20 protein-coding genes, 1 tRNA gene and 1 pseudogene are annotated in these 24,512 nt (G+C 50.6%); 10 read left to right on the top strand and 12 right to left on the bottom strand.

All coding sequences use genetic code 11. The annotated features are described in order from the left end of the window. Positions 1-9: 9 nt before the first annotated feature. Entirely contained in the window at positions 10-1,707 is a 1,698-nt protein-coding gene (locus V1599_RS18150) for a LytS/YhcK type 5TM receptor domain-containing protein (protein ID WP_395300579.1), read from the bottom strand. 386 nt (positions 1,708-2,093) lie between these two features. Between V1599_RS18150 and alaC the strand changes: the two genes are divergently transcribed. Next, complete coding sequence (gene alaC / locus V1599_RS18145; protein WP_395300578.1) at positions 2,094-3,332, top strand: alanine transaminase; 1,239 nt, start codon at positions 2,094-2,096, stop codon at positions 3,330-3,332. 52 nt (positions 3,333-3,384) lie between these two features. Here the strand turns inward: alaC and ypdK are convergent, their stop codons facing one another. The 8 genes and pseudogenes from ypdK to V1599_RS18105 form a co-directional block, all read right to left on the bottom strand. Beyond that, positions 3,385-3,456, bottom strand: a complete 72-nt coding sequence (gene ypdK, locus V1599_RS18140; protein WP_099458937.1) for a membrane protein YpdK — start codon at positions 3,454-3,456, stop codon at positions 3,385-3,387. A 357-nt stretch (positions 3,457-3,813) separates the two neighbouring features. Continuing rightward, positions 3,814-4,731: a kdo(2)-lipid IV(A) palmitoleoyltransferase gene (lpxP, locus tag V1599_RS18135; protein ID WP_112010311.1), complete on the bottom strand. Its 918-nt coding sequence runs from the start codon at positions 4,729-4,731 to the stop codon at positions 3,814-3,816. A gap of 507 nt (positions 4,732-5,238) precedes the next feature. Further along, positions 5,239-5,565, bottom strand: coding sequence for a TA system toxin CbtA family protein (locus V1599_RS18130; protein ID WP_395300577.1), 327 nt, complete (start codon positions 5,563-5,565; stop codon positions 5,239-5,241). A gap of 20 nt (positions 5,566-5,585) precedes the next feature. Continuing rightward, positions 5,586-5,903, bottom strand: a complete 318-nt coding sequence (locus V1599_RS18125) for a type IV toxin-antitoxin system YeeU family antitoxin (RefSeq protein ID WP_395300576.1) — start codon at positions 5,901-5,903, stop codon at positions 5,586-5,588. Between the two features lie 18 nt (positions 5,904-5,921). Further along, a complete protein-coding gene (locus tag V1599_RS18120; protein ID WP_185922757.1) occupies positions 5,922-6,143 on the bottom strand; it encodes a DUF987 domain-containing protein in 222 nt (73 codons plus the stop codon). A gap of 8 nt (positions 6,144-6,151) precedes the next feature. Further along, positions 6,152-6,628 (bottom strand): RadC family protein, encoded by a 477-nt coding sequence (locus V1599_RS18115; protein WP_087760069.1) that lies wholly within the window; start codon positions 6,626-6,628, stop codon positions 6,152-6,154. A gap of 15 nt (positions 6,629-6,643) precedes the next feature. After that, a complete protein-coding gene (locus tag V1599_RS18110; protein WP_395300575.1) occupies positions 6,644-7,102 on the bottom strand; it encodes an antirestriction protein in 459 nt (152 codons plus the stop codon). Further along, positions 7,065-7,424 (bottom strand): annotated as a pseudogene (locus tag V1599_RS18105) (transcriptional regulator); the annotation flags it as partial. The pseudogene V1599_RS18105 and the gene V1599_RS18110, both read right to left, overlap by 38 nt. A 513-nt stretch (positions 7,425-7,937) precedes the next feature. On the opposite strand from V1599_RS18105, the gene V1599_RS18100 reads away from it, so the two are divergent. The 7 genes from V1599_RS18100 to V1599_RS18070 all read left to right on the top strand — a co-directional run bounded on the left by V1599_RS18100 (position 7,938) and on the right by V1599_RS18070 (position 20,289). Next, positions 7,938-9,500, top strand: a complete 1,563-nt coding sequence (locus tag V1599_RS18100; RefSeq protein ID WP_262762344.1) for an ATP-dependent endonuclease — start codon at positions 7,938-7,940, stop codon at positions 9,498-9,500. Further along, a complete protein-coding gene (locus V1599_RS18095; protein WP_095441549.1) occupies positions 9,485-10,507 on the top strand; it encodes a DNA helicase UvrD in 1,023 nt (340 codons plus the stop codon). Before V1599_RS18100 ends, V1599_RS18095 begins: the two co-directional genes overlap by 16 nt. A 146-nt stretch (positions 10,508-10,653) precedes the next feature. Further along, positions 10,654-13,095 carry an EcoAI/FtnUII family type I restriction enzme subunit R gene (gene hsdR / locus V1599_RS18090; protein WP_395300574.1) on the top strand — a complete coding sequence of 814 codons (2,442 nt, stop codon included), beginning with the start codon at positions 10,654-10,656 and terminating at the stop codon, positions 13,093-13,095. A gap of 72 nt (positions 13,096-13,167) precedes the next feature. Further along, complete coding sequence (locus tag V1599_RS18085; protein WP_262762342.1) at positions 13,168-14,640, top strand: type I restriction-modification system subunit M; 1,473 nt, start codon at positions 13,168-13,170, stop codon at positions 14,638-14,640. Next, on the top strand, positions 14,640-16,385 hold the full coding sequence (locus V1599_RS18080; protein ID WP_395300573.1) for a restriction endonuclease subunit S: 1,746 nt from the start codon (positions 14,640-14,642) through the stop codon (positions 16,383-16,385). The genes V1599_RS18085 and V1599_RS18080 overlap by 1 nt, the downstream gene beginning before the upstream one ends. A gap of 10 nt (positions 16,386-16,395) precedes the next feature. Beyond that, positions 16,396-17,496: a nuclease gene (locus V1599_RS18075; protein ID WP_395300572.1), complete on the top strand. Its 1,101-nt coding sequence runs from the start codon at positions 16,396-16,398 to the stop codon at positions 17,494-17,496. 195 nt (positions 17,497-17,691) lie between these two features. Then, positions 17,692-20,289: a sacsin N-terminal ATP-binding-like domain-containing protein gene (locus V1599_RS18070; protein ID WP_395301591.1), complete on the top strand. Its 2,598-nt coding sequence runs from the start codon at positions 17,692-17,694 to the stop codon at positions 20,287-20,289. Here the strand turns inward: V1599_RS18070 and V1599_RS18065 are convergent. Together V1599_RS18065 and V1599_RS18060 are read right to left on the bottom strand one after the other, a co-directional pair. After that, positions 20,249-20,323: transfer RNA gene (locus tag V1599_RS18065), tRNA-Arg, on the bottom strand. The genes V1599_RS18070 and V1599_RS18065 overlap by 41 nt on opposite strands. A gap of 75 nt (positions 20,324-20,398) precedes the next feature. Then, complete coding sequence (locus V1599_RS18060) at positions 20,399-21,328, bottom strand: formate/nitrite transporter family protein (protein ID WP_395300571.1); 930 nt, start codon at positions 21,326-21,328, stop codon at positions 20,399-20,401. Positions 21,329-21,642: 314 nt separating this feature from the next. On the opposite strand from V1599_RS18060, the gene mlaA reads away from it, so the two are divergent. Further along, complete coding sequence (gene mlaA, locus V1599_RS18055; protein ID WP_112010313.1) at positions 21,643-22,395, top strand: phospholipid-binding lipoprotein MlaA; 753 nt, start codon at positions 21,643-21,645, stop codon at positions 22,393-22,395. 44 nt (positions 22,396-22,439) lie between these two features. Here the strand turns inward: mlaA and fadL are convergent, their stop codons facing one another. Next, a complete protein-coding gene (gene fadL, locus V1599_RS18050; RefSeq protein WP_112010314.1) occupies positions 22,440-23,723 on the bottom strand; it encodes a long-chain fatty acid transporter FadL in 1,284 nt (427 codons plus the stop codon). Positions 23,724-24,095: 372 nt separating this feature from the next. Here fadL and V1599_RS18045 point away from each other — a divergent pair, with 372 nt between their 5' ends. Further along, the gene (locus tag V1599_RS18045) at positions 24,096-24,380 is read left to right on the top strand and encodes a YfcZ/YiiS family protein (protein ID WP_112010315.1); all 285 of its coding nucleotides are present in this window, start codon (positions 24,096-24,098) and stop codon (positions 24,378-24,380) included. The last annotated feature ends 132 nt before the right edge of the window (positions 24,381-24,512 follow it).

Here is a 24,512-nt window from a genome sequence, read left to right as displayed (position 1 = left end):
TACTCCGGCCTAAGGCAGCAGGGATGTTGGCGCAAGCGCGGATGCGCGTTCGTTCGGAACGTAAAAGGCGATCTCGGTGCCGGGCTCAAGGCGGCGAATATGCAGCCCGTCGCCGTACAACAGCTTAACGCGGTGATGCACGTTGAGCAGGCCAATTTTGTTGCCCGGCATTTCGTTTGATTCTACCCGTTCAACCACTTTTGGATCGATACCGTGCCCCGTGTCGCGCACGGAGATGCGCACGCGGTTGCCGCTTTCGGTGACGCTAATGGTGACCACGCCTTTGCCTTTGCACGGCTGAATGCCGTGGACAATCGCGTTTTCGACCAGCGGCTGGATGAGAAGGCTCGGGATCACGCAGTTAACCTCTTCATCGATATCGTAAATAACGGTGAGCTTGTCGCCAAAGCGGGCCTGCTCAATCGCGATGTAATCCTTAATCTGGTAGAGCTCTTTTTTGATGTCGATCTGCTCGTCGTCCTTCAGCTCAATGTTGTAGCGCAGGTAGCGTGAGAGATTGAAAATCAGCTGGCGGGCGGTGTCCGGATTCAGGCGAATGGACGAGGAAATGGCGTTCAGCGCGTTGAACAGGAAATGGGGATTTATTTTGCTTTGCAGCGCGCGCATCTCTGCCTTATTTGCCATCTCGCGCAGCTGCTCCGCGCGCGACACCTCAAGCTGGGTGGAGATAATCTGCGAAAGCCCGATAGCCATCTCCTGCAGCGAGGAGGTGATCTGGTGGGCGTGGCAGTAGTAAATCTTCAGCGTGCCCGTCACCACGCCTTTCTCCCATAGCGGGATCACCAGCATGGAGTGGATCTCTGGCGTTCTGTGCGCTTCATCATTGTTTTTAATGATGATTTTTCCGTAGTTAATCGCCTGGCGAGTCGTCGGGCTGATGGTGTCATCGTTGTCGCGATAGTTATGTTCCCCAACGCCAACGTAGGCCAGCACGTGGTCAATGTTGGTAATGGCAACGGCATCGGCGTGAATGTCGCGGCGAATGATATCGCACACCTGGCGCAGCGATTCGGCATTCACGTGGCGGAACAGCGGCAGCGTTTTATTGGCAATGTCGAGCGCCAGCTTTGCCTGCCGCGCCGCGCTGGCCTCTTTTTCACCCTCAACGCTTTGCACCAGCAGCACGATAAAGCCGATGCAGACGCTGCCCAGGATCATCGGTATGCCGATTTTAGACACAATATCGAGGCCCAGCGCGGTGGTCGGGGCCCAGATCACCACCAGGATCATGGTCAACGTTTCGCAAAGCATGCCCGCCGCAATCCCCGCCCGCCAGTGCTGCTTTTTCGGTATTTTGCGGCTAATCCAGCCGGACAATACCCCGGCAATAATGCTGGTGATAAAGCACGGAACCGCGGTCACGCCGCCGATATCAATCAGATAGCGGTGCGTACCGGCAATAACCCCCGTGATAATGCCAACCCACGGACCAAATAAAATCCCGCCGGACATCACGGCAATAATTCGCACATTCACCAGCGAACCCTCAACCGGCACGCCGGACCAGGTGCTGAACAGGGCAAACATCGAGAAGATCGCCGTAACGGCCAGCAGCTCCTTCGGTGAATGGGCCGATTTATGCAGAAGCTCGCGAAACAGGCGGATGCGGATAAGGAAGAAAAGGCAGATCAGCATGAGCGCCGCGCGGTCAAACACGGCGAGAAGCATATTGAAAATTTCGTGCACGAGTGAACCTGGCAAAGCGGGAAAAATCTATAATAAAAAACCTGGCGCAGGATGACCAGCTATCGAGCAGGTTTATCAAATGAGGAAAAACCATAATTTACAAAGGGGATTGAAGGCGTGATGCTGATTTTTCCCCAGGTTTTATCTGTTGAGTGATTGTAGGTAAGTATAAAGATATCAGTGTGTTAATAAATGTGATATCATAGTGCGCATGCGTGAACAGCGTACCCTTTTTAACGTCAGGTGACTTCCTCTTTTTGATGCGATAAATTTTTTTAACGGGACCACTCGACAGCAGGTTTTTATTCAGGTTACTTTCTAAACATGCCGCATAGGTGGCAGCGTCGCTCGGACGGTCCGGGCGCTAACGTTAATCTGAGGAATCTATGGCTGAGTTCAGTCCTGAACGCCGTTTTACGCGTATCGATCGTCTTCCCCCTTATGTTTTTAATATCACTGCTGAGCTGAAAATGGCTGCGCGCCGGCGCGGCGAAGACATTATTGATTTCAGCATGGGTAACCCTGACGGCCCCACGCCGCCGCACATCGTTGAAAAACTCTGTACGATTGCCCAGCGTCCGGATACGCATGGCTACTCAACGTCTCGCGGCATTCCCCGTTTGCGCCGTGCTATCTCCCGCTGGTATCAGGACCGTTACCAGGTCGATATCGATCCAGAAAGCGAAGCCATCGTGACCATAGGCTCGAAAGAGGGGCTGGCGCACCTGATGCTGGCGACCCTCGATCACGGCGACACGGTTCTGGTGCCCAACCCAAGCTACCCCATTCATATCTACGGCGCGGTGATTGCGGGCGCGCAGGTGCGCTCCGTGCCGCTGGTGGAAGGGGTGGACTTCTTCAACGAGCTGGAGCGTGCCATCCGCGAAAGCTACCCGAAACCGAAAATGATGATCCTCGGCTTCCCGTCAAACCCGACGGCCCAGTGCGTTGAGCTCGATTTCTTCGAGAAAGTGGTAGCCCTGGCTAAGCGCTACGATGTGCTGGTGGTGCATGATTTGGCGTACGCGGACATTGTGTATGACGGCTGGAAAGCCCCGTCCATCATGCAGGTGCCCGGCGCGCGCGACGTCGCGGTTGAGTTTTTCACGCTGTCGAAAAGCTACAACATGGCCGGATGGCGCATTGGTTTTATGGTGGGAAATAAAACCCTGGTCAATGCGCTGGCGCGTATCAAAAGCTACCACGATTACGGCACTTTTACGCCGCTCCAGGTGGCCGCTATCGCCGCGCTGGAAGGCGATCAGCAGTGCGTTCATGACATTGCCGCACAGTATAAGCGCCGTCGCGACGTGCTGGTGAAAGGGCTTCATGAGGCGGGCTGGATGGTAGAGATGCCGAAAGCCTCAATGTACGTTTGGGCCAAGATCCCTGAACCGTATGCCGCAATGGGGTCGCTGGAGTTTGCCAAAAAGCTGCTGCAGGACGCGAAGGTTTGCGTCTCTCCGGGTATTGGCTTTGGCGATTACGGCGACACGCACGTGCGCTTTGCGCTGATTGAAAACAGCGATCGCATTCGCCAGGCGGTAAGGGGGATTAAGAGCATGTTCAGAGCGGACGGGCTGCTTGCCTCCCGAAGCGCTGCCGAGCAACAGCCTGAGGCATAGCCGACAAACAAACAGGAGCCATTGGCTCCTGTTGTTTTATCGATTTGCTCGGCTAGATCATCAGGGCAAAGGTGCCGGCCCAAACCAATACGATGACCGAAATGCCCATAAAGAAATATTTCACGTTTCATCACTCCGCGTAGCTTACGGTACGCATTAACTGACTAAGTCCACCTGAGTAGAGAGGGTTGAAATTACGCCAGGTCGGGAATAAAGCACGCCCGCCATATTGCTAACCTCAGCCCAGAATTCTGTACTTTCCTGTTGCCAGACGGCGCTAATGTACGCTTAAAAAAACGGGTAGGCAAGAGTGTTTTTATTTAATAATTTCCGTAACTTACGAGTGTCGTGGAACGGCGACAGTTTGATTTCAATGTGCAATAAATTTCGACTGAGCGACGTTAGAGAAAATCATTACTCTGCGTGAATACAGGTGATTGAAAAGGTTAGTTTCCTGAAGAAACTAACCTTCAAAACGAAATCAAATATAGAGAGAGGCTTCGCCCGCGGGGCGCGTTTTGAAGCGGCGGTGCATCCACAGATACTGCTCCGGCGCGCGCATGATCTCTTGCTCGATAACCCGGTTGATAAAGGCGGCGGCTTCGCACTCATTTTCGGGGTAGTTTGCCATCTCCGGAGAAATATGCAGACGGTAGCCGGACTTGTCCGCCTTTCTGACCATGGTTACGGTTAACATCGTCGCGCTGGACAGGCGTGAGATGACAAAGGTGCCGTTTGTCGTCGCTACGTCCTTAACCGCGAAGAACGGCGCGAAGCTGCTGCCTTTCCGTCCGTAGTCCTGATCGGGCGCAAACCAGACGGCTTCACCTTTCTTAAGGGCTCCCACCATGCCGCGCAGGTTGTTGCGGCTGATCATGGCTTTGTTGGAGCGCATGCGGCCACGCGTTTGTACCCACTCCATCACCGGGCTGTTGTGGGGCCGGTAGGTTGCCATCATCGGCTGACACAGGCCCATTACGCGACCGCCCAGTTCGAGCGACATAAAGTGAACGCCCACTACCATTACGCCGCGATTTTGCATTTGCGCGCGCTTAAGGTTGTCTAGCCCTTCCACGTCAAACCATTTGCGAACGCGCTCGTCAGGCCAAAACCAGGCCATACCGGTCTCAAGCAGCGCCATACCGATGGATTTGAAGTTTTCAGAAATCAGTTTTTCACGCTGTGCTTCATTATAGTGTGGGAAGCAAAGCTCAATATTCTTGCGGGCAATCGATTCGCGGCGTTTAAGGAAGTGGCGGGATGTACTGCCCAGCTTAGACCCCAGAAAACGAAGCACCGGATAAGGTAGTTGCACTAACAGCCAAAGGACGCCAAGGCCGAACCATGTAAACCAGTAGCGCGGATGCAGAAAAGCGCGCTTAAATGTGGATTGAGACAAATTAAGGAAACCTTTATGAAGCCGGTAAAAGTAGCGCAACTTTCGCGATACAACGTGCCATTTAGACCGTAAGACAAGGTCATGGTTGCAGGCTTTACCGAACTTTACGGCGTTGCCTGGCCACTTCTGACGTTGGGTGGGCGGCGTAATGTAGCACCCTTATACGCTATGTCCTAACAGATGTTTTTGATTAAAAAAGCGGCAGGTGTGGAGGGGCTTGATTTACCTGAAGATGTTAGCCGTGAAGGGATAGAAAATCGGAATTTTGGAAGATTTGGCGTAAAAACAGACAGTTAATATCATGCGGATAAATGGTCCCCTGCAGACTTCGAATGTGCATGTATTATATATTGATAATTAAGGTTTATTCGTTGTTAGGGAAATCAAGGGGCCCCCAATAAGGCCCCCAAAAGCTATTTTGACAGAATTCATTGACTAACAACTAATCGTCTTTGGTTCGATTTCGTTGCAGATATATCGTACTCGAAAACTTCATTTTATCGTATCTCAATGAGATCCTCGTAAAAGACCTAGTGTCTGCCGAGTTCGCAAAATATCAACAGCCCGAATATAAGGGGATTGTTCTTGCCAGCTAAATCCCTTCCTGTCGATACGCACCAGTTCGTATTTTTCCACCAGAAAATTCACGGCATCAGCCAGCGTGATACCGGCATCGATATGTTCCTGTATAACACGTTCCTCACTGAATGGTGTGTCGTTGAGGGGGAGACCATAGTGCTGTTCCAGCAGACGTGTCAGTAACATTTGCCAGACAGCCACGGGTGACAGGCAGGGCTTCGCCGCCCGCTGAGTTGTTGCAGGTAAAGTTTTCATGTTTGCTCTCGTGAAGGTAATTAACGCTGAGTGGGGTAAATGGCGATGTATACGTAGCCGCAACTGCCAAGGGTGTCGGCTTCACAGGTGAAACCGTTGTGGTACAGGGTGACGCAGTGGGCGTGTTGGGGACTGAGCTCACCGGTGGTCAGCATCGATTCCATCTGGCGGACAAAGTGCGGGAATGTTTCATCCAGTTTCCGGCATTCGGTGTCACTGAATTTACCGGTGATACTGGCTCGGTCAGCCAGATAATGCAGTTGGTTGCCCTCCTGCACCAGACGTGCTCCCAGGCGCGGCGTGATATCGCGCTGCAGGCCCCAAGTGATGTTGCTCATTACAGTTCTTCACTATTGTCAGTTCAGCGTGATACTCATCAGGCAGGTATAAGGTCCGTTACTGTCCTGGCGGCGTTCGGCGTACACAGCCAGGACTCCTGTGATATCCGGAACATCCCTGCCGGTGTAATGACAGACGCTACCGTGCCACTGATATTTTCCGGCGCAGTAGCGAAAGATTCGGGACTCAGGATGCTGGTGGTATATCGTCATTGCCCGGCGTTTACTGATAATTTTCATGTAATACCTCACAGCAGACCGTGTTCTGCGAACGAATAGATTTGCCTGCCACCAACAATCAGATGGTCAGGGACACGGATATCCACCAGTTGAAGTACTTGAGTCAGTCGCTGCGTGAGGGCTTTGTCAGCCTGGCTGGGCGTCGTCTCGCCGGAAGGATGGTTATGCGCCAGTATCACCGCTGCCGCATTGAAGTGCAGTGCACGTTTGACCACTTCCCTGGGATGGACCTCGGTGCGGTTAATCGTGCCACTAAAGAGCGTCTCATGGGCGATAAGCTGGTTCTGATTATCCAGATACAGCACCCGGAACTCTTCCCGCTCAAGTGCGGCCATATGCAGTCGTAACCACTCCCGAACGGCGTGAGTGGAGGTGAAGGCTACCCCTGGCTCATGCAGGTGCCGCTCCAGAGCCCTGAGCGCCCGCTGAATGAGACGCCGGTCCTGTGGCGTCATCTCGCCGGGTAAAAAGGAGAGCTGTTTCATCCGTTGTTCCTCAGTTCAGTCGATGATACGCAGAATGGCGTGAGCTTCAGGATGCTGCAGGGCATAGCCCCGCAAGCGATAATAGTGTGCGGTCATTGCGTCACATTCTGTACGACAGGCGTGATGGCTGTATTCAATCAGGCAGACCGCGATACCTGCCGCTTCCACACTCATTTCCACACCATTACCGTTCATGCTGTTGAACAGATGCCATTTATCACCACAGTCCGCATCAGGGGCTATAAACGCGCCGCCATTGCTGAGCGTATAAAAGGACCAGATACCACCGTTGTACTCATCACAAAAGCGCTCCATCCAGGCGAAAATACGGGGTTCCAGCGTTATCCATTGCGGGATAGCGCCAAAATACAGCGGCCAGAAATCGAGGCGCTGTTCGTCAGGTACTGGTGTTGCAGTGAGGTCAAATTGAGGTTCATTAGCGGACATCAATTCGCATTGAGTTTGTGTCGTCATGGATACAGCTGAAGTGCGGAAGGGCCTGGATAAAGCCCGCCTGTGTGGTTAACTGGCTGAGACGTTTTCGCGGGGTAAAAGTGGTGTTCAGAACTGTCACCGCATGGATGGTCGCCAGAGGATGCACGGTGATATACCCGTTAAGTTCACCAGTGAGGTACCAGCAGCCGTCGAGTGATATCAGGCGGTATGGGGCCAGCCCGTCACAGCGCTCTCCCTCGGCCAGCAGCAGTACCCGCTGGCAGGCGGTAATGGCACTGACGAGACGGTAGAACACCAGTGAGCTGACCGGTGACACAGAATGTGGCGGCTGCCATATCAATATACCGGTCCGTTACAGCGATTCGGGAAGCATTTCTAACATGCGCGACGTACTGGAATACATGACCAAGATTGAACAGAAAAACGCGCTACTAATGTACGGATGCAACGAAGTACCCGAGCGTCCATTGACAGGACGCCCCCGGAGTAACAGTACCTTAATCTGATCGTTGTTCAGGCCGCATCACATTGTGCGGCAATCACAATGATGTATACCCAGTAATCCATTCACTCTATGCCGTCTGCTTGGTCTTAAAGGACGGCTTACCCTGCTTACAGGGTTTTAGTCTATGGTCAATTTCTGTTCGTAGTAACAACTAACCATCGAAGCCTGGAGCACTAGAACATCCTCTAAACCTGAACTGACCATGTATTTTGGATACAGCTCTCAAAAAAACAAGAAAATCACTGGTAAGATCATGTTTCGGTGAGGTTTTTATCTTGATAATTGAAGTTTACAAAATTTCACTTCGTTGGAGATAATGTTAGATCGCTCATAAATAGGGACTTTAGCATGCCTGTAATTACTCGGTTGATACTGCAAAATTTTAAAAAGTTTCCGCGCCTGGACCTGTTTTTCAATGCTGATCGAAACATATTCATCGGTGATAATGAATCGGGTAAAAGTAGCATCTTACTGGCTCTTGATTTGGTTTTGAGCGACAGTAGACATCGTGTTGAAACTCTGGGCGTTGAATCCCTTATTTCACAATCTGCGGTGGAGAATTTTCTGGCGGGTGAACGTCGGGCCGATCTGCTACCAGTACTTATCGCTGACGTCTTTCTTCATCAAGGTAACAATCCTGATCTCAATGGCCGACAGAATCTGGCTGGCATAGATGCCGATGGCCTCAGAATGCGAATTGCACCGATGCTTGACGAATATGGCGAGGACATTCGACAAGTTTTGCAGCAGGATCCGACAAATTTCCCCTTCGAATACTACGCGGTTAAATTCACAACTTTTTCTGGAAGCCATTTTGCGAGCTTCAGGCGCTACCTGCGGCATCTGCTTCTTGAAAACGCACGTATCGATAGTGATCATGCTGCACTGGACTATACTCGCACAGTTTATGGTGTGAATGTATCTGTCGCGGAACGATACCGCCTTGAAAACAGTTATCGTCAACAGAAGAACCTCTTCTGTAACCAGCAATTGTCCGCTGTTAACAGCACGTTGGAAGATTATCAGTTTGGTATCCGTTCAGGAGCTAAATCGGGACTCGAAGCTAACCTGGATATTACTGAAGGTGGGATCTCTATCCGTAATAGGGGTAAAGGTCGGCAATGCTTTATCAAAACGGAGTTTGCCCTACGAAGGCATCAGCAACAGGGTGAGCTTCATTCATTATTGCTTGAGGAGCCGGAAAACCATCTTAGTCACGTGAGTATGAAAAAGCTGGTTAATCAGCTTGCCGCTGAGCAACAGAAACAACTTTTCATCGCAACACATAGCAGCCATATTTCATCCCGTCTTGATCTGCGTAAAGCAATCCTCTTTGGGGAATCCCGACCCGTTTTATTAAATGAGCTTTCAGATGAAACGGCAGCTTTCTTTATGAAGGCACCAGATAATAATGTTCTTGAATTTGCTCTGGCAAGACGAGTATTACTGGTAGAAGGTGATGCCGAATATATCCTAATCGAGTCTTTTTACCGTCAGCTCTTCAATGCCGCCCCTGAAGATGATGGTGTTCATATTATCGCTATTGGCGGTACTAGTTTCCGCCGTTATCTTGAACTGGCACTTTTACTGAGGAATCGAGTAGCTGCTTTACGAGACAACGATGGCAACTACCAACAGAATTGCTCCGAACGTTATGCTGATATTATCTGCGATCACATCAATGTTTTCGCCGATCACAACGATGAGCGATCAACGTTTGAAATCTGTCTGTATCAGGACAATATGGCGTTATGTGAGCTGCTGTTTGGGGGAGGCCGACGAACATTGACAGTGCAAGACTATATGCTGGCCAATAAGGCAGAAGCTGCATTTAAGCTGTTACAACATGATGGAGAAGAGCTCTGCGTTCCTGACTACATTCAGGAGGCTCTGGCATGGCTAAGAGGGTGATTTTTGCCGTTGCTGGCTCAGGTAAAACCACACTACTGATAGACAGACTCATGGTAAACAGTCGTACACTAATTCTGACGCATACCATCAATAACGAGATACATCTGCGATCCAAGATCATAAGTTTGTTTGGGTTTATGCCTGAAGGAATCCGTGTAATGACTTGGTTTGAATTTCTTCACGGTTTCTGTTTTCGCCCCTTTCTCCAGGAACATTTGGCTTCTCGAGGCCTGAGTTTTTCCCAGCCGCCACAGAGGATCCCACGCACTAATCGACTGCATTATCAGGATAATAGCGGCCGCATATATCATCGGCGGCTAGCTCAATTATTAATGGCTAGAGGTATGCTGCCGGATATATGCAATCGTCTTGAGCGATACTACGACGAACTATTAGTCGATGAAGTACAGGATTTTGCTGGAAATGATTTTAATTTTTTATTAGCGCTTTGCGAGGCAGAAATGTCGGTCCTTTTTGCCGGTGATTTCTATCAGCATACCTATGATACGAGCAGGGATGGCAATGTTAATTCCACTCTTCATGACGATATTAACCGATATGAAGCTCGCTTCACTGCTGCTGGATTGGTGGTGGATCGTGAGACGCTCAGTAGAACGTGGCGTTGCTCAAGCACAGTATGTGAATTCATTACTGAGAGGCTTAATATACGCATTGATGCACATGGCTTACGTGAAACATCAATTGATATAGTAACCGAGACTGAACAAGTAGCCGCCTTACATGCAGACGATTCTGTCATTAAGCTTTTCTATAGTGAACACCATCGTTATGGTTGTTACTCTCTAAATTGGGGAGCCAGTAAAGGACTGGATCATTTTCAGGACGTATGCATTGTGATGGGTGCTACGCACTGGCGTCTTCTAAATAGCTCGAATCTACAAACACTTCCACCTTCGTCGCGCAATAAACTTTATGTAGCTTGCTCCCGGGCTCGGGGAAACATTTATTTCGTTTCTGAAGCGAATTTCAGGAATTACAAAAGATGAAAAAATCCATGGTAGGGAAGCAACAGAAATTGTTCTGCCAACAACTTATCTTACCGGTAGCTACCCAAAACCTCATTTCAGGTCATTACGTAACGCACAGATCTGTGTAAAATCAGAGTTAACCCAATATCGTGGAGTGCTTTGCTATGGCTGGCGTGAACAAAACGCACCTGACTGAAACGGATATCATAAGCAAATTTATCCTTCCTGCGGTTAAGGAGGCCGGCTGGGACGATTTGGCGCAGATTCGTCAGGAAGTGAAACTGCGAGATGGCAAGATTGTCGTCCGTGGCAAATTGGCCTCACGTATCAAAGTTAAGTCTGCCGATATCGTGCTGTATCACAAGCCTAACTTACCATTGGCAGTTATCGAAGCCAAAGCCAATAAGCACGCCATCAGCAAAGGGATGCAGCAGGGGCTGGACTACGCCAGTCTGCTTGATGTGCCCTTTGTATTTGCCTCCAACGGTGACGGGTTCATCTTCCACGATAAAACCAATCCGCAGCAGCTCGAATCCGAAATTGCCCTCACTGACTTCCCAACGCCTGAGCAGCTCTGGCAAAAATACTGTGTCTGGAAAGGGTTCACTCAGGAGCAGTTGCCGGTTATCAGCCAAGACTATTTCGACGACGGCAGCGGAAAATCACCCCGTTATTATCAGATGCAGGCGATCAACCGAACGGTAGATGCCGTATCAGCTGGAAAGAATCGCATTCTGCTGGTCATGGCAACCGGTACGGGTAAAACGTATACCGCATTCCAGATTATCTGGCGGCTGTGGAAGGCCAAAAACAAAAAACGCATCCTCTTCCTCGCGGACCGCAATATTCTTGTCGATCAAACTAAAAACAATGATTTCCAGCCTTTCGGCGCGGCAATGACCAAAGTCTCCGGACGCACTATCGATCCCGCCTATGAGGTGCATCTTGCGCTGTACCAGGCCATTACCGGACCGGAAGAACACCAGAAAGCCTATAAACAGGTGGCGCCTGATTTCTTCGACCTGATTGTCATTGACGAATGCCACCGTGGCAGCGCCTCCGAAGATTCCGCCTGGCGAGAAATACTGGAGTATTTCGGCAGCGCCACTCAGGTCGGTCTGACGGCAACGCCAAAAGAAACGGAAGACGTCTCCAATATCGATTACTTCGGTGAGCCGGTTTACACCTATTCGCTGAAAGAGGGTATTGAAGACGGTTTCCTCGCCCCTTACAAAGTCGTGCGCGTTGATATAGACGTTGATGTCCAGGGCTGGCGACCTGTCAAAGGTCAACTGGATAAATACGGCAAAGAAATTGAAGACCGTATCTACAATCTGAAGGATTTTGATCGCACGCTGGTGATTGATGAGCGCACCATGCTGGTGGCGCAGACCATCACCGATTACCTAAAACGTACCAACCCGATGGATAAAACCATCGTTTTCTGCAACGACATCGATCACGCCGATCGAATGCGCCATGCGCTGGTGGTGCTCAACCCCGAGCAGGTGTTGAAGAACGAAAAGTACGTGATGAAGATCACCGGCGACGATGATATCGGCAAGGCGCAACTGGATAACTTTATCAATCCTAAAAAAGCTTACCCTGTTATTGCGACAACGTCAGAGTTGATGACCACCGGCGTTGATGCGCAGACCTGTAAGCTGGTGGTACTGGATCAAAACATTCAGTCGATGACCAAGTTTAAACAGATTATTGGGCGCGGCACACGCATCAACGAAAAACACGGCAAGCTGTGGTTCACTATTCTCGATTTCAAAAAAGCGACCGAGCTGTTTGCCGACCCACGCTTTGATGGCCTGCCAGAAAAAGTGCTGGTGGTAAAACCCGGTGATATTTCTGACAAAGATTCAGACTTCAATGAACAACTGGATGCGGAAAATAACGCTGATGGCGGTGATAATGACGCCAGTGAAGCGCGAGAAGACGCCGCTGACTATCAGGTCAATCGTGACAAGCATTCGGGAAACGGTGAGTTCCATGACGATGATGAAAACAAAGTCCGCAAATTCTATGTGAATGGCGTGGATGTAAAAGTGCTGGCTAAGCGCGTTCAGTATTACGATTCTGATGGCAAACTGGTGACCGAATCCTTCCAGGATTACACCCGTAAAACGATGCTCAAAGATAGCGAATACGCCTCACTGGATAGCTTTGTGCGCAAATGGCAGGATGCACCACGCAAACAGGTGATCATCGAAGAACTGGAGCAACTGGGGATTCTGTGGGACGTGCTGGCCGAAGAGGTGGGTAAAGATCTCGACCCGTTTGATTTGCTCTGTCATGTGGTGTACGGTCAGCCGCCGTTAACCCGTCAGGAACGCGTGGCCAATGTGCGTAAGCGCAATTACTTCACTAAATACGCCGAGCCAGCACAGCAGGTGCTTAACACGTTGTTGGATAAATACGCCGATGAAGGCGTGCAGGAAATTGAGGATGTTCAGGTACTTAAACTGAAGCCGTTCGATACGCTGGGACGTCCGATCGAAATCATCAAAACACGCTTTGGTGACAAAAAGGCGTATGAGCAAGCCGTCAATGAACTGGAAAACGAAATCTACCAGTTACCGCCACGCTCAGCCTGACAACCTATAAATATATTGCCACCGGCCGCGTCTGCGACCGGTGGCATCCTTTTTTAAGTATGGAAAGAAAACATGTCGATTAGCTCAGTCATTAAATCCCTTCAGGACATTATGCGTAAAGACGCCGGTGTGGACGGCGATGCCCAGCGTCTGGGGCAGCTTTCATGGCTGCTGTTTTTGAAGATTTTTGATACCCAGGAAGAAGAGCTGGAACTGGAGCAGGATGACTACCAGTTCCCGATCCCCCAGCGCTATTTATGGCGTAGCTGGGCGGCGAACAGCGAAGGCATCACCGGTGATGCGTTGCTGGAATTTGTGAATGACGATCTGTTCCCGACGTTGAAAAACCTCACGGCACCGATCGATAAGAACCCTCGTGGCTTTGTGGTCAAACAGGCGTTCAGCGATGCCTACAACTACATGAAAAACGGTACGCTGCTGCGCCAGGTGATCAACAAGCTCAATGAAATCGACTTCAGCAGCAGTCAGGAGCGCCATCTGTTTGGTGATATTTACGAACAGATCCTGCGCGACCTGCAAAGCGCCGGTAATGCGGGCGAATTCTATACCCCGCGTGCCGTGACGCGCTTTATGGTCAACCGTATTGATCCGAAACTGTGTGAGTCGATTATGGATCCGGCGTGCGGTACTGGCGGCTTCCTTGCCTGCGCGTTTGACCATGTGAAAGAGCATTACGTCAAAACGACTGAAGACCACAAAACTCTGCAACAGCAGATCCACGGCGTAGAGAAAAAACAGCTGCCGCACCTGCTGTGTACCACCAACATGCTGCTGCACGGCATTGAAGTGCCGGTGCAAATTCGCCATGACAACACGCTCAACAAACCGCTCTCCTCATGGGACGAGCAGTTGGACGTGATTATCACCAACCCACCGTTTGGCGGCACCGAAGAAGACGGCATTGAGAAAAACTTCCCGGCAGAGATGCAGACCCGCGAAACCGCCGATCTGTTCCTGCAACTGATTGTCGAAGTGCTGGCAGACAAAGGCCGCGCGGCGGTGGTGTTACCAGACGGCACGCTGTTTGGTGAGGGTGTCAAAACCAAAATCAAAAAGTTGCTCACCGAAGAGTGCAACCTGCACACCATCGTGCGGTTGCCGAACGGCGTGTTTAACCCGTACACCGGTATCAAGACTAATATTCTGTTCTTCACGAAAGGCAAGCCAACCAAAGAAGTGTGGTTCTACGAGCACCCGTACCCGGATGGCGTGAAGAACTACAGCAAAACCAAGCCGATGAAGTTTGAAGAATTCCAGGCGGAAATCGACTGGTGGGGCTTTGAAGCTGATGGTTTTGCCAGCCGCGAAGAGAATAATCAGGCGTGGAAAGTCAGCATCGACGACATCATCGCTCGCAACTTCAACCTTGATATCAAGAACCCGTATCAGGGGGAAACCATCAGCCACGATCCGGATGAGTTGTTAGCGCAGTACCAGACGCAGCAGGCGGAAATCAGCGAGCTACGCAACCAGTTGCGCGATATCCTCGGTGCCGCATTGGTGGGCAACAAGGGGGCGAACTGATGACCGTTGAAAAGCTGATCACCGACCATATTGATATCTGGTCCTCTGCGCTGCAAACCCGCTCCACTGCCGGGCGCGGTAGCAATGGCAAAATCGACCTGTACGGCATTAAGAAACTGCGCGAGCTGATTCTGGAACTGGCGGTGCGCGGCAAACTGGTAGCTCAGGATCCGAATGATGAACCGGCATCTGAGTTACTGAAGCGTATTGCTGCCGAGAAAGCGGAGCTGGTGAAGCAGGGGAAAATTAAAAAACAGAAGCCGCTTCCTGAGATTAGTGAGGATGAGAAGCCGTTTGAATTGCCGGTGGGTTGGGAGTGGGTCAGATTGGGAACCTTAGGATATACCCAAACCGGAGGCACACCTTCAAAATCTAATGCTGAATATTATGGGAATGATATCCCCTTTATAAAACCCGCGGATATTACTGCACAAGGAGTCATATACGATAATGAAGGGCTCTCAATTAAAGGGGCAGAAACCTTAGGCCGTGTCGCTCCAAGTGGCTCTATTTTAATGGTTTGTATTGGTACCATTGGGAAATGTCAGATTATAAATCGAACATGTTCATTTAACCAGCAAATAAATTCCATTACTCCTTTCTCTGATATATCTGATTTTATCTATCTTGATGTTTCATCCTCTTATTTTCAATCACTAGCGTGGGATTATTCATCAAGTACAACTATAGCTATTCTGAATAAAGGGAAATGGGAGTCGTTGTTAGTTCCTATAGCACCGCTTTCAGAACAGGCTCGGATAGTGACCAATGTTAAAAAACTGATGTCTCTCTGTGACCAACTGGAACAGCAATCTCTGACCAGTCTGGACGCGAATCAGCAATTGGCTGAAACCCTGCTGTCAACGCTGACCGATAGCCAAAATGCCGAAGAACTCGCCGAAAACTGGGCGCGAATCAGCCAGCATTTCGACACGCTGTTTAACACCGAAGCGAGTATCGAGGCGCTTAAGCAAACCATTCTGCAACTGGCGGTGATGGGTAAACTGGTGCCGCAAGATCCTAACGACGAACCTGCGTCTGAACTGCTTAAACGTATTGAGCAGGAAAAAGCGCAACTGGTAAAAGAAGGAAAAATTAAAAAACAAAAACTGTTGCCGCCTGTGAGTGATGAGGAAAAACCATTTGAATTGCCGGAGGGATGGGAGTGGTGCCGTGTATCGAATGTTGCCATGTTTACTACTTCAGGTTCTCGCGATTGGGCAAAATATTATTCGGAAAAAGGAGCCTTGTTTGTAACAATGGGAAATTTATCCAGAGGTTCTTATGATTTAAGAATGGATAATATTCGCTATGTTTCCCCTCCCACAGAAGGTGAGGGATTACGAACTAGATTAGAGGCTTTCGACTTAATTATTTCAATTACGGGTGATGTTGGGAATTTAGGGTTAATTCCTGATGGGTTTGGAGAAGCATATATTAACCAACATACATGTTTGCTCCGTTTTATTCCAACTTGTCAGAATTATTACTTTGCTGAGTTCATGCGCTCCCCTGTGGCAAAAGTGCAATTTGATGCGCCGCAAAGAGGTATAAAAAATAGCTTTCGCTTAAGTGATGTAGAGGAGATGTATTTACCTTTACCTCCTTTGAAGGAACAGTATAGGATCGCTGAGAAAATTAAAGAGTGTTTATCAATTTGTGACCAAATAAAATCCCGCCTGCATTCCGCCCAGCAAACCCAGCTCCACTTGGCGGATGCGATCACCGATGCAGCATTAAACTAAGGAACAGACGATGCCGGTTCATCATGCTATCTGGTGGGTGGGGGAGAATCCACAGCCACTGACAATCAGCAAACTCGCCACTGAAAAACTGCTGCAGAAGATGATTATTCAAGATTCGTCCATACTGTCCGACCAGTGGATGATTATCGGTGAGGAGGTCAATACGCTCGACAGCGGGCGTATCGATCTGCTGGCTATTGCGCCGGATGCCTCTCTGATCCTGATTGAGCTTAAACGCGACCGTACGCCGCGTGAAGTGGTTGCTCAGGCGCTGGATTACGCCTCCTGGGTGGATGATTTAAGTGCCGAGCGTCTGTCGCAGATTTATGAAAAATTCTCTGGCGGCGGAAATCTGGGGGAGGCATTTAAGCAACGCTTTAATGCCGAACTAGAAGAAGAGTCGCTCAATCAGTCGCATCAAATCATTATCGTGGCGGCAGAGCTGGATCCCTCCACTGAACGTATCGTCGATTATCTGAGTAAGAATGGCATCTCGATTAACGTTCTGTTCTTTAAAGTATTCCAGCACGGAGACGAACAGTTTTTAAGCCGCGCCTGGCTTATCGACCCGAGCGAAACGCAAACCAATGCCGCACAGGCCACTGCTACAAGTGCCAATGCGAAGGAACCATGGAACGGTGAGTTTTATGTCTCGTTTGGCGATTCAAACAGTCGCGTCTGGGGAGAGGCGCGCCGCTACGGGTTTATCAGCGCAGGTGGCGGGAGCTGGTATAGTCAGACGTTAAAACAGCTTCAGCCTGGCAACCGCGTCTGGGTGAAAATTCCGGCAACGGGTTACGTCGGCGTCGGGATTGTGCAGAGTGCCGTTGAGCCTGCCAGTTGCTTCACCATCAACACTGACGACGGTGAAAAGCGGGCGATGGATGTGCTTAAGTACAGTGATCTCTATCACCGGAATTCAGATGACCCCGACAAGTCCGAGTATTTTGTCCCCGTGAAGTGGCTGGAAACCCGCAGTGAACAAGACGCGGTGAATGAGGTCGGATTCTTCGGCAATCAAAACACAGTGTGTAAGCCCACCACGCCGAAATGGCGTCACACCGTCGAAAAATTAAAACTCTATTTTAAAAGCTGGGATATTCAAGTGTAAAATCCCAGACTAACGAGAGGCCTGAAAAGGCCTTTTGTCATTTCTTCACCGGATAGACTCTTATCGAGACGCGCAAGGGAGAGTCGCGCCCGCCTGTTTTTACGCTAGCGCTCTGCTAGTGACAGCCAGCTCGCAGGGAGTGAGCTGACCGTGTTTAACGCCCTACCAAGGGGCGTAAATTGCACACAGAGGTTAATGATGGCTAAAGCGCACTCCACGCCGCTCAACGATATTGCGATTATCGCTGCGAATTTAAAAGACCGTTATAAAAACGGCTTCCCTGTTTTGAAAGAAATTGTGCAAAACGCGGATGATGCGCAGGCATCATCCTTAATCTTTGGCTGGAGCCCCGGCATTGCTGGATCCGATCATCCATTACTGGGTGATCCTGCGCTTTTCTTTATCAATAATGCGCCGCTGACACTCGAAGATGTAGAGGGGATCCTCTCCATTGGCATTGGCACCAAACCGGGTGACGAAAATGCGGTGGGAAAATTTGGGCTCGGTATGAAAAGCCTGTTCCATCTCGGTGAAGTATTCTTTTACCAGTCATTTGACTGGTATACCGCCTCGGCCAAATCAGACGTTTTTAACCCCTGGGACAGTTACAGATCTGCCTGGGCCGAGGTGAGCGTGCAAGATAAAGTTCGTCTTGAGGATGAAGTCCGCGCAATTACCCAAAATGAGTGTGATGGTTATTTCGTTGTCTGGGTTCCGCTGCGTTCAGAGAGTATCTATCAGGCCCGGCAAGATGATGAAAACTTTATTATTGTTGGCGAAGACTATCGTTATGAGGTGCCTGATTTTATCACTGACCGGCGATTAGGGGATAAGCTCGCCAGCCTTTTACCGCTGATGAAAACCTTGCAGGACATTGAGCTGGTCGTGAAAACAGGGCAGGGGTATCAGCGTCAAATACATATCTCGCTGCCTGAAAAGGCGACTCGCCCACAATTTACCAATCTTAATGGTGCTGGGGAATGGCAAGGCAACATTAGCGTTCAGCATGCTGGATTGCCGGACCCTCAGCAAAAATACTACGTAGGGCATGAGGTTTTGCTGAATACGCCTGAGTTTTCTGCCCTGAAATCACAACGCACCTGGCCATTCAGTTATTCACGAGAAGGTAAGAAGACCGCGGATAAAGCGCTGCCTCATGCCGCTGTGGTGATGCTGGCGGAGAAAGTACCTGAAGGAGAGGCAACGCTGACGGTGGAATGGGCGGTGTTTTTACCTTTAGGTGAGCAGGACACCGCGCAGCATGCGCAGAAACAAAAATTCTCTCTTTCTGGTCAATACTCGTATCAAATTATTCTGCACGGCTACTTTTTCATTGATGCCGGGCGAGTGGGTATCCAGGGGTTGGCTACACTCACCAGCGCCACGCCGTTATTCAATGCCCCTGATTCTCCTGCTCAGGAACAACTGGTTCAGGAATGGAACCGCTGTCTTGCTACTCAGGGAACGTTGCCGTTATTACCGAAAGCGCTTGCCTCTCTTATGTCGCTTATTCACGCCGGAGATGCGGAAAAAGCGGCAATTTCGGATGGTGTGCGTAGAGCTTTGCGCAACAATAATGCCTGGCTCCATTGGGTAACGTTGTACCATCTGTGGGTATGCGAACTAACGCGGGATGGAAGTCAGTGGTGTTTAGTTGATGCGAACACTCCCGTTCGTCTATTGCCTGCCACACCTTCAGGTGAAGCGCATCGCCCCTGGGAAGTGCTGCCCGCTCTGGAAAGCCTGGGTGTAACGCACAAATTTATCGATGAAACGCAGCAGAATATCTACAACGAATTTAAAAGTAAGTGGCAGTTGTCTGAGATTCAGGCGTTGCTACAGGCCATACCGTCAATGGTGTTTACGGCACCAAAGCTCACGAACTATCTCAACCAACTGCTGAAAACGTTGCCGATTCAATCAGACAGCTTTGTGCCTGACCTAATTGCATTGCTCAGGAAAACGTTTTTTAACGTGCCGCTGGTGGAGCTCTCACGTAACCAGACTGCGATCGGTGAGTTGATGGCGCTTATTCGCCCGACCTGGCGTTACAGGATTGCCATTGATCGTCAGGAGCAAGCCCTGTGGGAAGCGCTTGGACGTACTGCTATGGATACGCTGCTGGTGCCCGCTTTTCTCGATAACAGTAAAGAGCCCGCCAGTGCTTCTTTGAACTGGGAGACGGTTGGCAGCCTGCTACAGGCGATGCAGGCGCAGGCTTCTGCCAGCGATGACTTTGAAAAACTGGTGCAGAATTTTATCGACAAACTCTCAGTTCCCGATCAACAGGAATTGTACCGCCGGTTTGATACGTTGAAGATCTTTAAGGTTTCACAGCCAACAGGGAAACCTTACCTGGAGACGCGCCGTCACTTGCTTGAACTAAAACAAAAGCGAAGGATCTTCAAACTTGGCGGGAGCGCCAACTTTGGTATGGGTTTAAGTGCATTGTTGCAGCAGGCACTGTTTGAAAAAGAAATCGTACTGATCGCTAATAAAACTAACCAGACCCTTTTTGGTGGTTCTGAATATTCTGAAGCACAGGAGTGTGACAGCGCAGGCGTGGTCCATTTGCTTGAGCTTCATCCTCGCCTGGATTTTCCGGCAAAACGCATTGACCTGCTCAATAAAATGGCTGCCGATGGGGACAGATTTGGCCCCAGAGAGCGGCTTGCGTATCGCTATCTGATGCACGGTAATTCGGATGATACTGGTGAAGCTGAATTGTGGAAGACGTCAGGAGAGTTGTATATGGCGTCCCCTGCAGGAATCGAACCTGCAACTAGCCCTTAGGAGGGGCTCGTTATATCCATTTAACTAAGGGGACGAGGCGGCACGAGTATAGCGCTATTTGCACTTTGCGTTAAGCGTATCGCCGCCTGACTGCTCAAAGAGTCACCATTTACGCTGATTTAGCAGCGGATTTCTCCTTTTCAGCCTGTGCCTTGAGTTCAGCCTTGCGTTTATTCGACATGTCGTTGCGGATCTGCGCGTGGCTCAGCAGGGCAAAGATAAAGGTGCCGCCGCAGATGTTGCCCGCTAGGGTGGGCAGGGCAAAGGGCCAGAAGAAGTCGCTCCAGTGCAGCGTACCGTTAAAGACCAGATAAAGGATTTCCACGGTCCCGACCACGATATGCGTGGTGTCTGCCAGGGCTATCAGCCAGGTCATCAAAATAATCACCACGATTTTTGCGCTGCCGGCTGACGGAAACATCCACACCATCGTTGCGATGATCCAGCCGGAGATAATGGCGTTGGAGAACATCTCTAACGGCGTATTTTTCATGACGTCCATGCCGATTTTCACAAACGCATCCCGGGTGGGCTCGTCAAATATCGGCATATACTCAAACGCCCACGCCGTGATCCCCGTGCCGATAAGGTTACCCAGCAATACCACGCTCCACAGGCGCATCAGCAAACCAAAGTTTCCGAGGGTCGGGTTTTGCATCACGGGCAGTACCGCGGTGACCGTGTTTTCGGTAAAGAGCTGCTGGCGCGCCATAATCACAATAATAAAGCCGAAGGTGTAACCGAGATTTTCCAGCAGAAAGCCGCCGGGTATTCCCTCAAGCTGAACGTGAAATATCCCTTTTGCCAGCAGCGATGCGCCCATGGACAGCCCGGCTGCGATGGCTGACCACAGCAGCGCCATTGCGTCGCGCTCCATCTCCTTCTCGCCGTCCTGTCGGATGTGTTCATGAATCGCCATCGCGCGGGAGGGGAGTCGGTCTTCATCCATCTCTATTTTTTCGCCGCGGCTGTTCTCCTCGCTATCAACCTGTACATCTTCATTTTGTTCGTTAATTTTATCTTCACTGATTTCCTTCATAACCGCTCCGGACTAAGGGGACTTTCTTTTAAGCGTAGCGGCTTTCGGCGAAAATCCCGTGGGGTTGCTCTTAAATTGGCGGCAATGACAAGAAAGGCGACACATCGCGCGGAGAGCCATTGTAAAATCACGCGCGAAACGAATTTCAAAAGACAGGCTATGCTGAGATTAGGTGGCGTTAGTTGCTGGGCGTCATTGTGCTCATAGACATCCTGAAGCGTGCTGTTACAATCACTTGCATATTTCAGACGGAGCGGCAAACGCTCCGTTACGGGTGGCAATCGACGATGGCCATACTGAACAGGGAGATTTTTATGAAACTTCGGCTGTCGGCGCTTGCGCTTGGCACAACGATGCTTGTGGGCTGCGCAAGCTCTGGTGAGCAAACCGGACGTTCCGATCCTCTGGAAGGGTTCAACCGCTCAATGTACAACTTCAACTATAATGTACTGGACCCGTATGTGGTCCGCCCGGTTGCGGTTGCATGGCGTGATTACGTTCCACAGCCCGCGCGTAACGGGTTAAGCAATTTCACCAGCAACCTGGAAGAGCCTGCGGTGATGGTGAACTATTTCCTTCAGGGCGATCCGTACCAGGGGATGGTGCATTTCACGCGCTTCTTCCTGAACTCCCTGTTAGGGATGGGCGGCTTTATAGACGTGGCCGGCATGGCGAACCCGAAACTGCAGCGCGAGCAGCCGCACCGCTTCGGCAGCACGCTCGGGCATTATGGCGTAGGTTACGGCCCTTACGTTCAGCTGCCGTTCTATGGCAGCTTCACGGTGCGTGAAGACGGCGGTGATATGGTGGATACGCTCTATCCGGTGCTGTCCTGGCTGACCTGGCCGCTGTCGATTGGTAAATGGACCGTCGAAGGGATTGAAACCCGCGCGCAGCTGCTTGATTCTGACGGCCTGCTGCGTCAGTCGTCCGACCCTTATATCATGGTGCGTGAAGCCTACTTCCAGAACCACGATTTCATTGCCAACGGCGGCAAGCTGAAGCCGGAAGAGAACCCGAACGCCAAAGCCATCGAGAACGAATTAAAGGATATCGACTCGGAATAAATAAAAAAGGTGAGCAATGCTCACCTTTTTTGATCCCGCCGCGATTAGAACGCGTAGTTGAAGTTGGTGCCGAACAGCCAGGCTTTACCTTCAGATGTGAACTCGTATGGGCCTTCCTGGAACGTTACTTTCTGACCGTGCATGTAAGACACGCCTACGTCGATGGACGCGTCGTCATTGAAGGCATAGGTTGTACCCGCACTTAACCAGAAGCGATCCTGATCCGGGATAGAAATGGAGCGTTTGTCAGCCGGAACCGGGCTGTCGTCAAACGCGATACCGGTACGGAACGTCCAGTTTTTATCCATGTAGTAGGTGGTACCCAGCGCGATGCGGTAAGCATCGTGGAAACTCTCGTCCTTATAGAACAGCGTCTGGCCGTTGCTGCCGGTAGCTTTCAACTCCTGGAACTGGCTCCAGCTGGTGTATGCCAGGCTATAGTGGATCGCCCACTGTGGCGCAACGCGGTTATAACCGGAGATTTCCCACATTTCTGGCAGATGCAGCGACAGTGAGCCAGGAACGGTTTGGTTAGACGTACCCCAAGGGATAGTGGTGCCCGCACCCGGAACCAGGCCGTTAACCGGGCTCAGGATGCCGCTTTTGTAATCGCCGTCGAAGTCGATTTTAACTTCTGAACGGTAGGTCAGACCCCAGCGGTTGTTTTTATCCAGCTCATAGAGGATACCGGCGTTCCAGCCGTAGCCCCACTCGTCGCCCTTGAGGCTGGCAATTTTGTTACTGTTTTTCGGCAGGGCCGCAGTTTGCTCGCCGGAATAACGCTCGATTTTTGCATCGGCATAGACCGCATCAAAGCCCAGACCAAAGCTCCAGCTGTCGTTCAGACGATAGGCGCCGCTCAGGTTCAGGTTCAGCGTGGTCAGATCGGTTTTACCGCCGTATTCGCCAGCCGGGTAGCTGTCCGAAAACTCGGTTGCCAGACCGTAGTTAGAGGTGACGGATGCGCCCCAACCGAACTGTTCATTAATAGGCGCAACGAAGTGCAGGTTTGGCACCCACGCGGTTGGCGCAATGTTGTCTGCTTTCAGGCTCGCGCCCGTGAACGGCGAGTTACCTGAAATGTTGACATCAGGATCGATATAAACGGCACCCGCAGAGAAAGTTGGGCGATCGAACATCATGATCAGCGCAGGGTTACGACTGGCGTTACCTGCGTCATCAGCGATAGCACCTTCCCCGGAATACGCACGGCCAAGGCCAGAGGAAGAAAATTCGTTTAACTGGAAGCCCGCGGACCAGGCGGACGTTGAGACGATTGCCACTGCGACTGCCAGCGCAGTCTTTTTGAACAGGGTTTTCTGGCTCATGACCATAACCTCATTGAGTTATTTTTATTCAATAATTGTTACATACCGTAACAGGAGCGCGAAGTGTAGGGTCTGCGGTATTACATACAAATCAGACCAGTGGCGTGAGTATAGGTCCGACCAGCGTGAATGTTGCAAGTTTGTTTATTAATATTTTCAAACATGTTTCTTGAAACGAGATCTGGTTGGCAAAATTGTGACCAGACCGCTTCATCCAAAAGGGCGAATTTTGTTTTAGATCATTTTTTAGTGTGATATTGGTCACTTATCCGATTTTGCGCCATTAACGGCTGGAGAGAGCTATCGTCGGGGCGTAAAATATCAGCATCGTGTTTATCTCGCGCAGGGCGCGAATACAGAGGAAATTGAGCTATGAGTAAATGCAGTGCTGATGAAACCCCGGTTTGCTGCTGTATGGATGTTGGTACCATTATGGACAACACCGATTGCACCGCGTCTTACAGCCGTGTCTTCCCAAACCGTGCAGAGGCAGACGAAACGCTGGCCGCGCTGACCCAGCGCGCGCGCGACGTGGAATCCGATCCGTGCGAAATCAAGTCCACCTTCACGGAAGTGGAAGGCGGCGTGAAGCTGGATATCGACTTCGTGTTTGCCTGCGAAGCCGAAACCCTGATTTTCCAGCTGGGCCTGCGTTAATTTCTGCTGACTGGTGCCCTCACCCCGGCCTCTCCCACAGGGAGAGGGTGCAAACTCTAAAAACGGTAACCTACGGGTTACCGTTTTGCTTTTACCTGGGGGCATTTTCTTTTTCTTCTCTGTGCCTTAGCT

Source organism: Enterobacter sp. ECC-175 (genome assembly GCF_043968675.1).
Classification (GTDB): domain Bacteria; phylum Pseudomonadota; class Gammaproteobacteria; order Enterobacterales; family Enterobacteriaceae; genus Enterobacter.
This window is presented reverse-complemented; position numbering and strand designations above follow the sequence as displayed.

Coding starts and splice junctions, on each gene's coding strand:
- alaC (WP_395300578.1), top strand. CDS start 2,094: ATGGCTGAGTTCAGTCCTGAACGCCGTTTTACGCGTATCGATCGTCTT.
- V1599_RS18130 (WP_395300577.1), bottom strand. CDS start 5,565: ATGAAAACTTTACCTGCAACAACTCAGCGGGCGGCGAAGCCCTGCCTG.
- V1599_RS18125 (WP_395300576.1), bottom strand. CDS start 5,903: ATGAGCAACATCACTTGGGGCCTGCAGCGCGATATCACGCCGCGCCTG.
- V1599_RS18120 (WP_185922757.1), bottom strand. CDS start 6,143: ATGAAAATTATCAGTAAACGCCGGGCAATGACGATATACCACCAGCAT.
- V1599_RS18115 (WP_087760069.1), bottom strand. CDS start 6,628: ATGAAACAGCTCTCCTTTTTACCCGGCGAGATGACGCCACAGGACCGG.
- V1599_RS18110 (WP_395300575.1), bottom strand. CDS start 7,102: ATGACGACACAAACTCAATGCGAATTGATGTCCGCTAATGAACCTCAA.
- V1599_RS18100 (WP_262762344.1), top strand. CDS start 7,938: ATGCCTGTAATTACTCGGTTGATACTGCAAAATTTTAAAAAGTTTCCG.
- V1599_RS18095 (WP_095441549.1), top strand. CDS start 9,485: ATGGCTAAGAGGGTGATTTTTGCCGTTGCTGGCTCAGGTAAAACCACA.
- hsdR (WP_395300574.1), top strand. CDS start 10,654: ATGGCTGGCGTGAACAAAACGCACCTGACTGAAACGGATATCATAAGC.
- V1599_RS18085 (WP_262762342.1), top strand. CDS start 13,168: ATGTCGATTAGCTCAGTCATTAAATCCCTTCAGGACATTATGCGTAAA.
- V1599_RS18080 (WP_395300573.1), top strand. CDS start 14,640: ATGACCGTTGAAAAGCTGATCACCGACCATATTGATATCTGGTCCTCT.
- V1599_RS18075 (WP_395300572.1), top strand. CDS start 16,396: ATGCCGGTTCATCATGCTATCTGGTGGGTGGGGGAGAATCCACAGCCA.
- V1599_RS18070 (WP_395301591.1), top strand. CDS start 17,692: ATGATGGCTAAAGCGCACTCCACGCCGCTCAACGATATTGCGATTATC.
- V1599_RS18060 (WP_395300571.1), bottom strand. CDS start 21,328: ATGAAGGAAATCAGTGAAGATAAAATTAACGAACAAAATGAAGATGTA.
- mlaA (WP_112010313.1), top strand. CDS start 21,643: ATGAAACTTCGGCTGTCGGCGCTTGCGCTTGGCACAACGATGCTTGTG.
- fadL (WP_112010314.1), bottom strand. CDS start 23,723: ATGAGCCAGAAAACCCTGTTCAAAAAGACTGCGCTGGCAGTCGCAGTG.
- V1599_RS18045 (WP_112010315.1), top strand. CDS start 24,096: ATGAGTAAATGCAGTGCTGATGAAACCCCGGTTTGCTGCTGTATGGAT.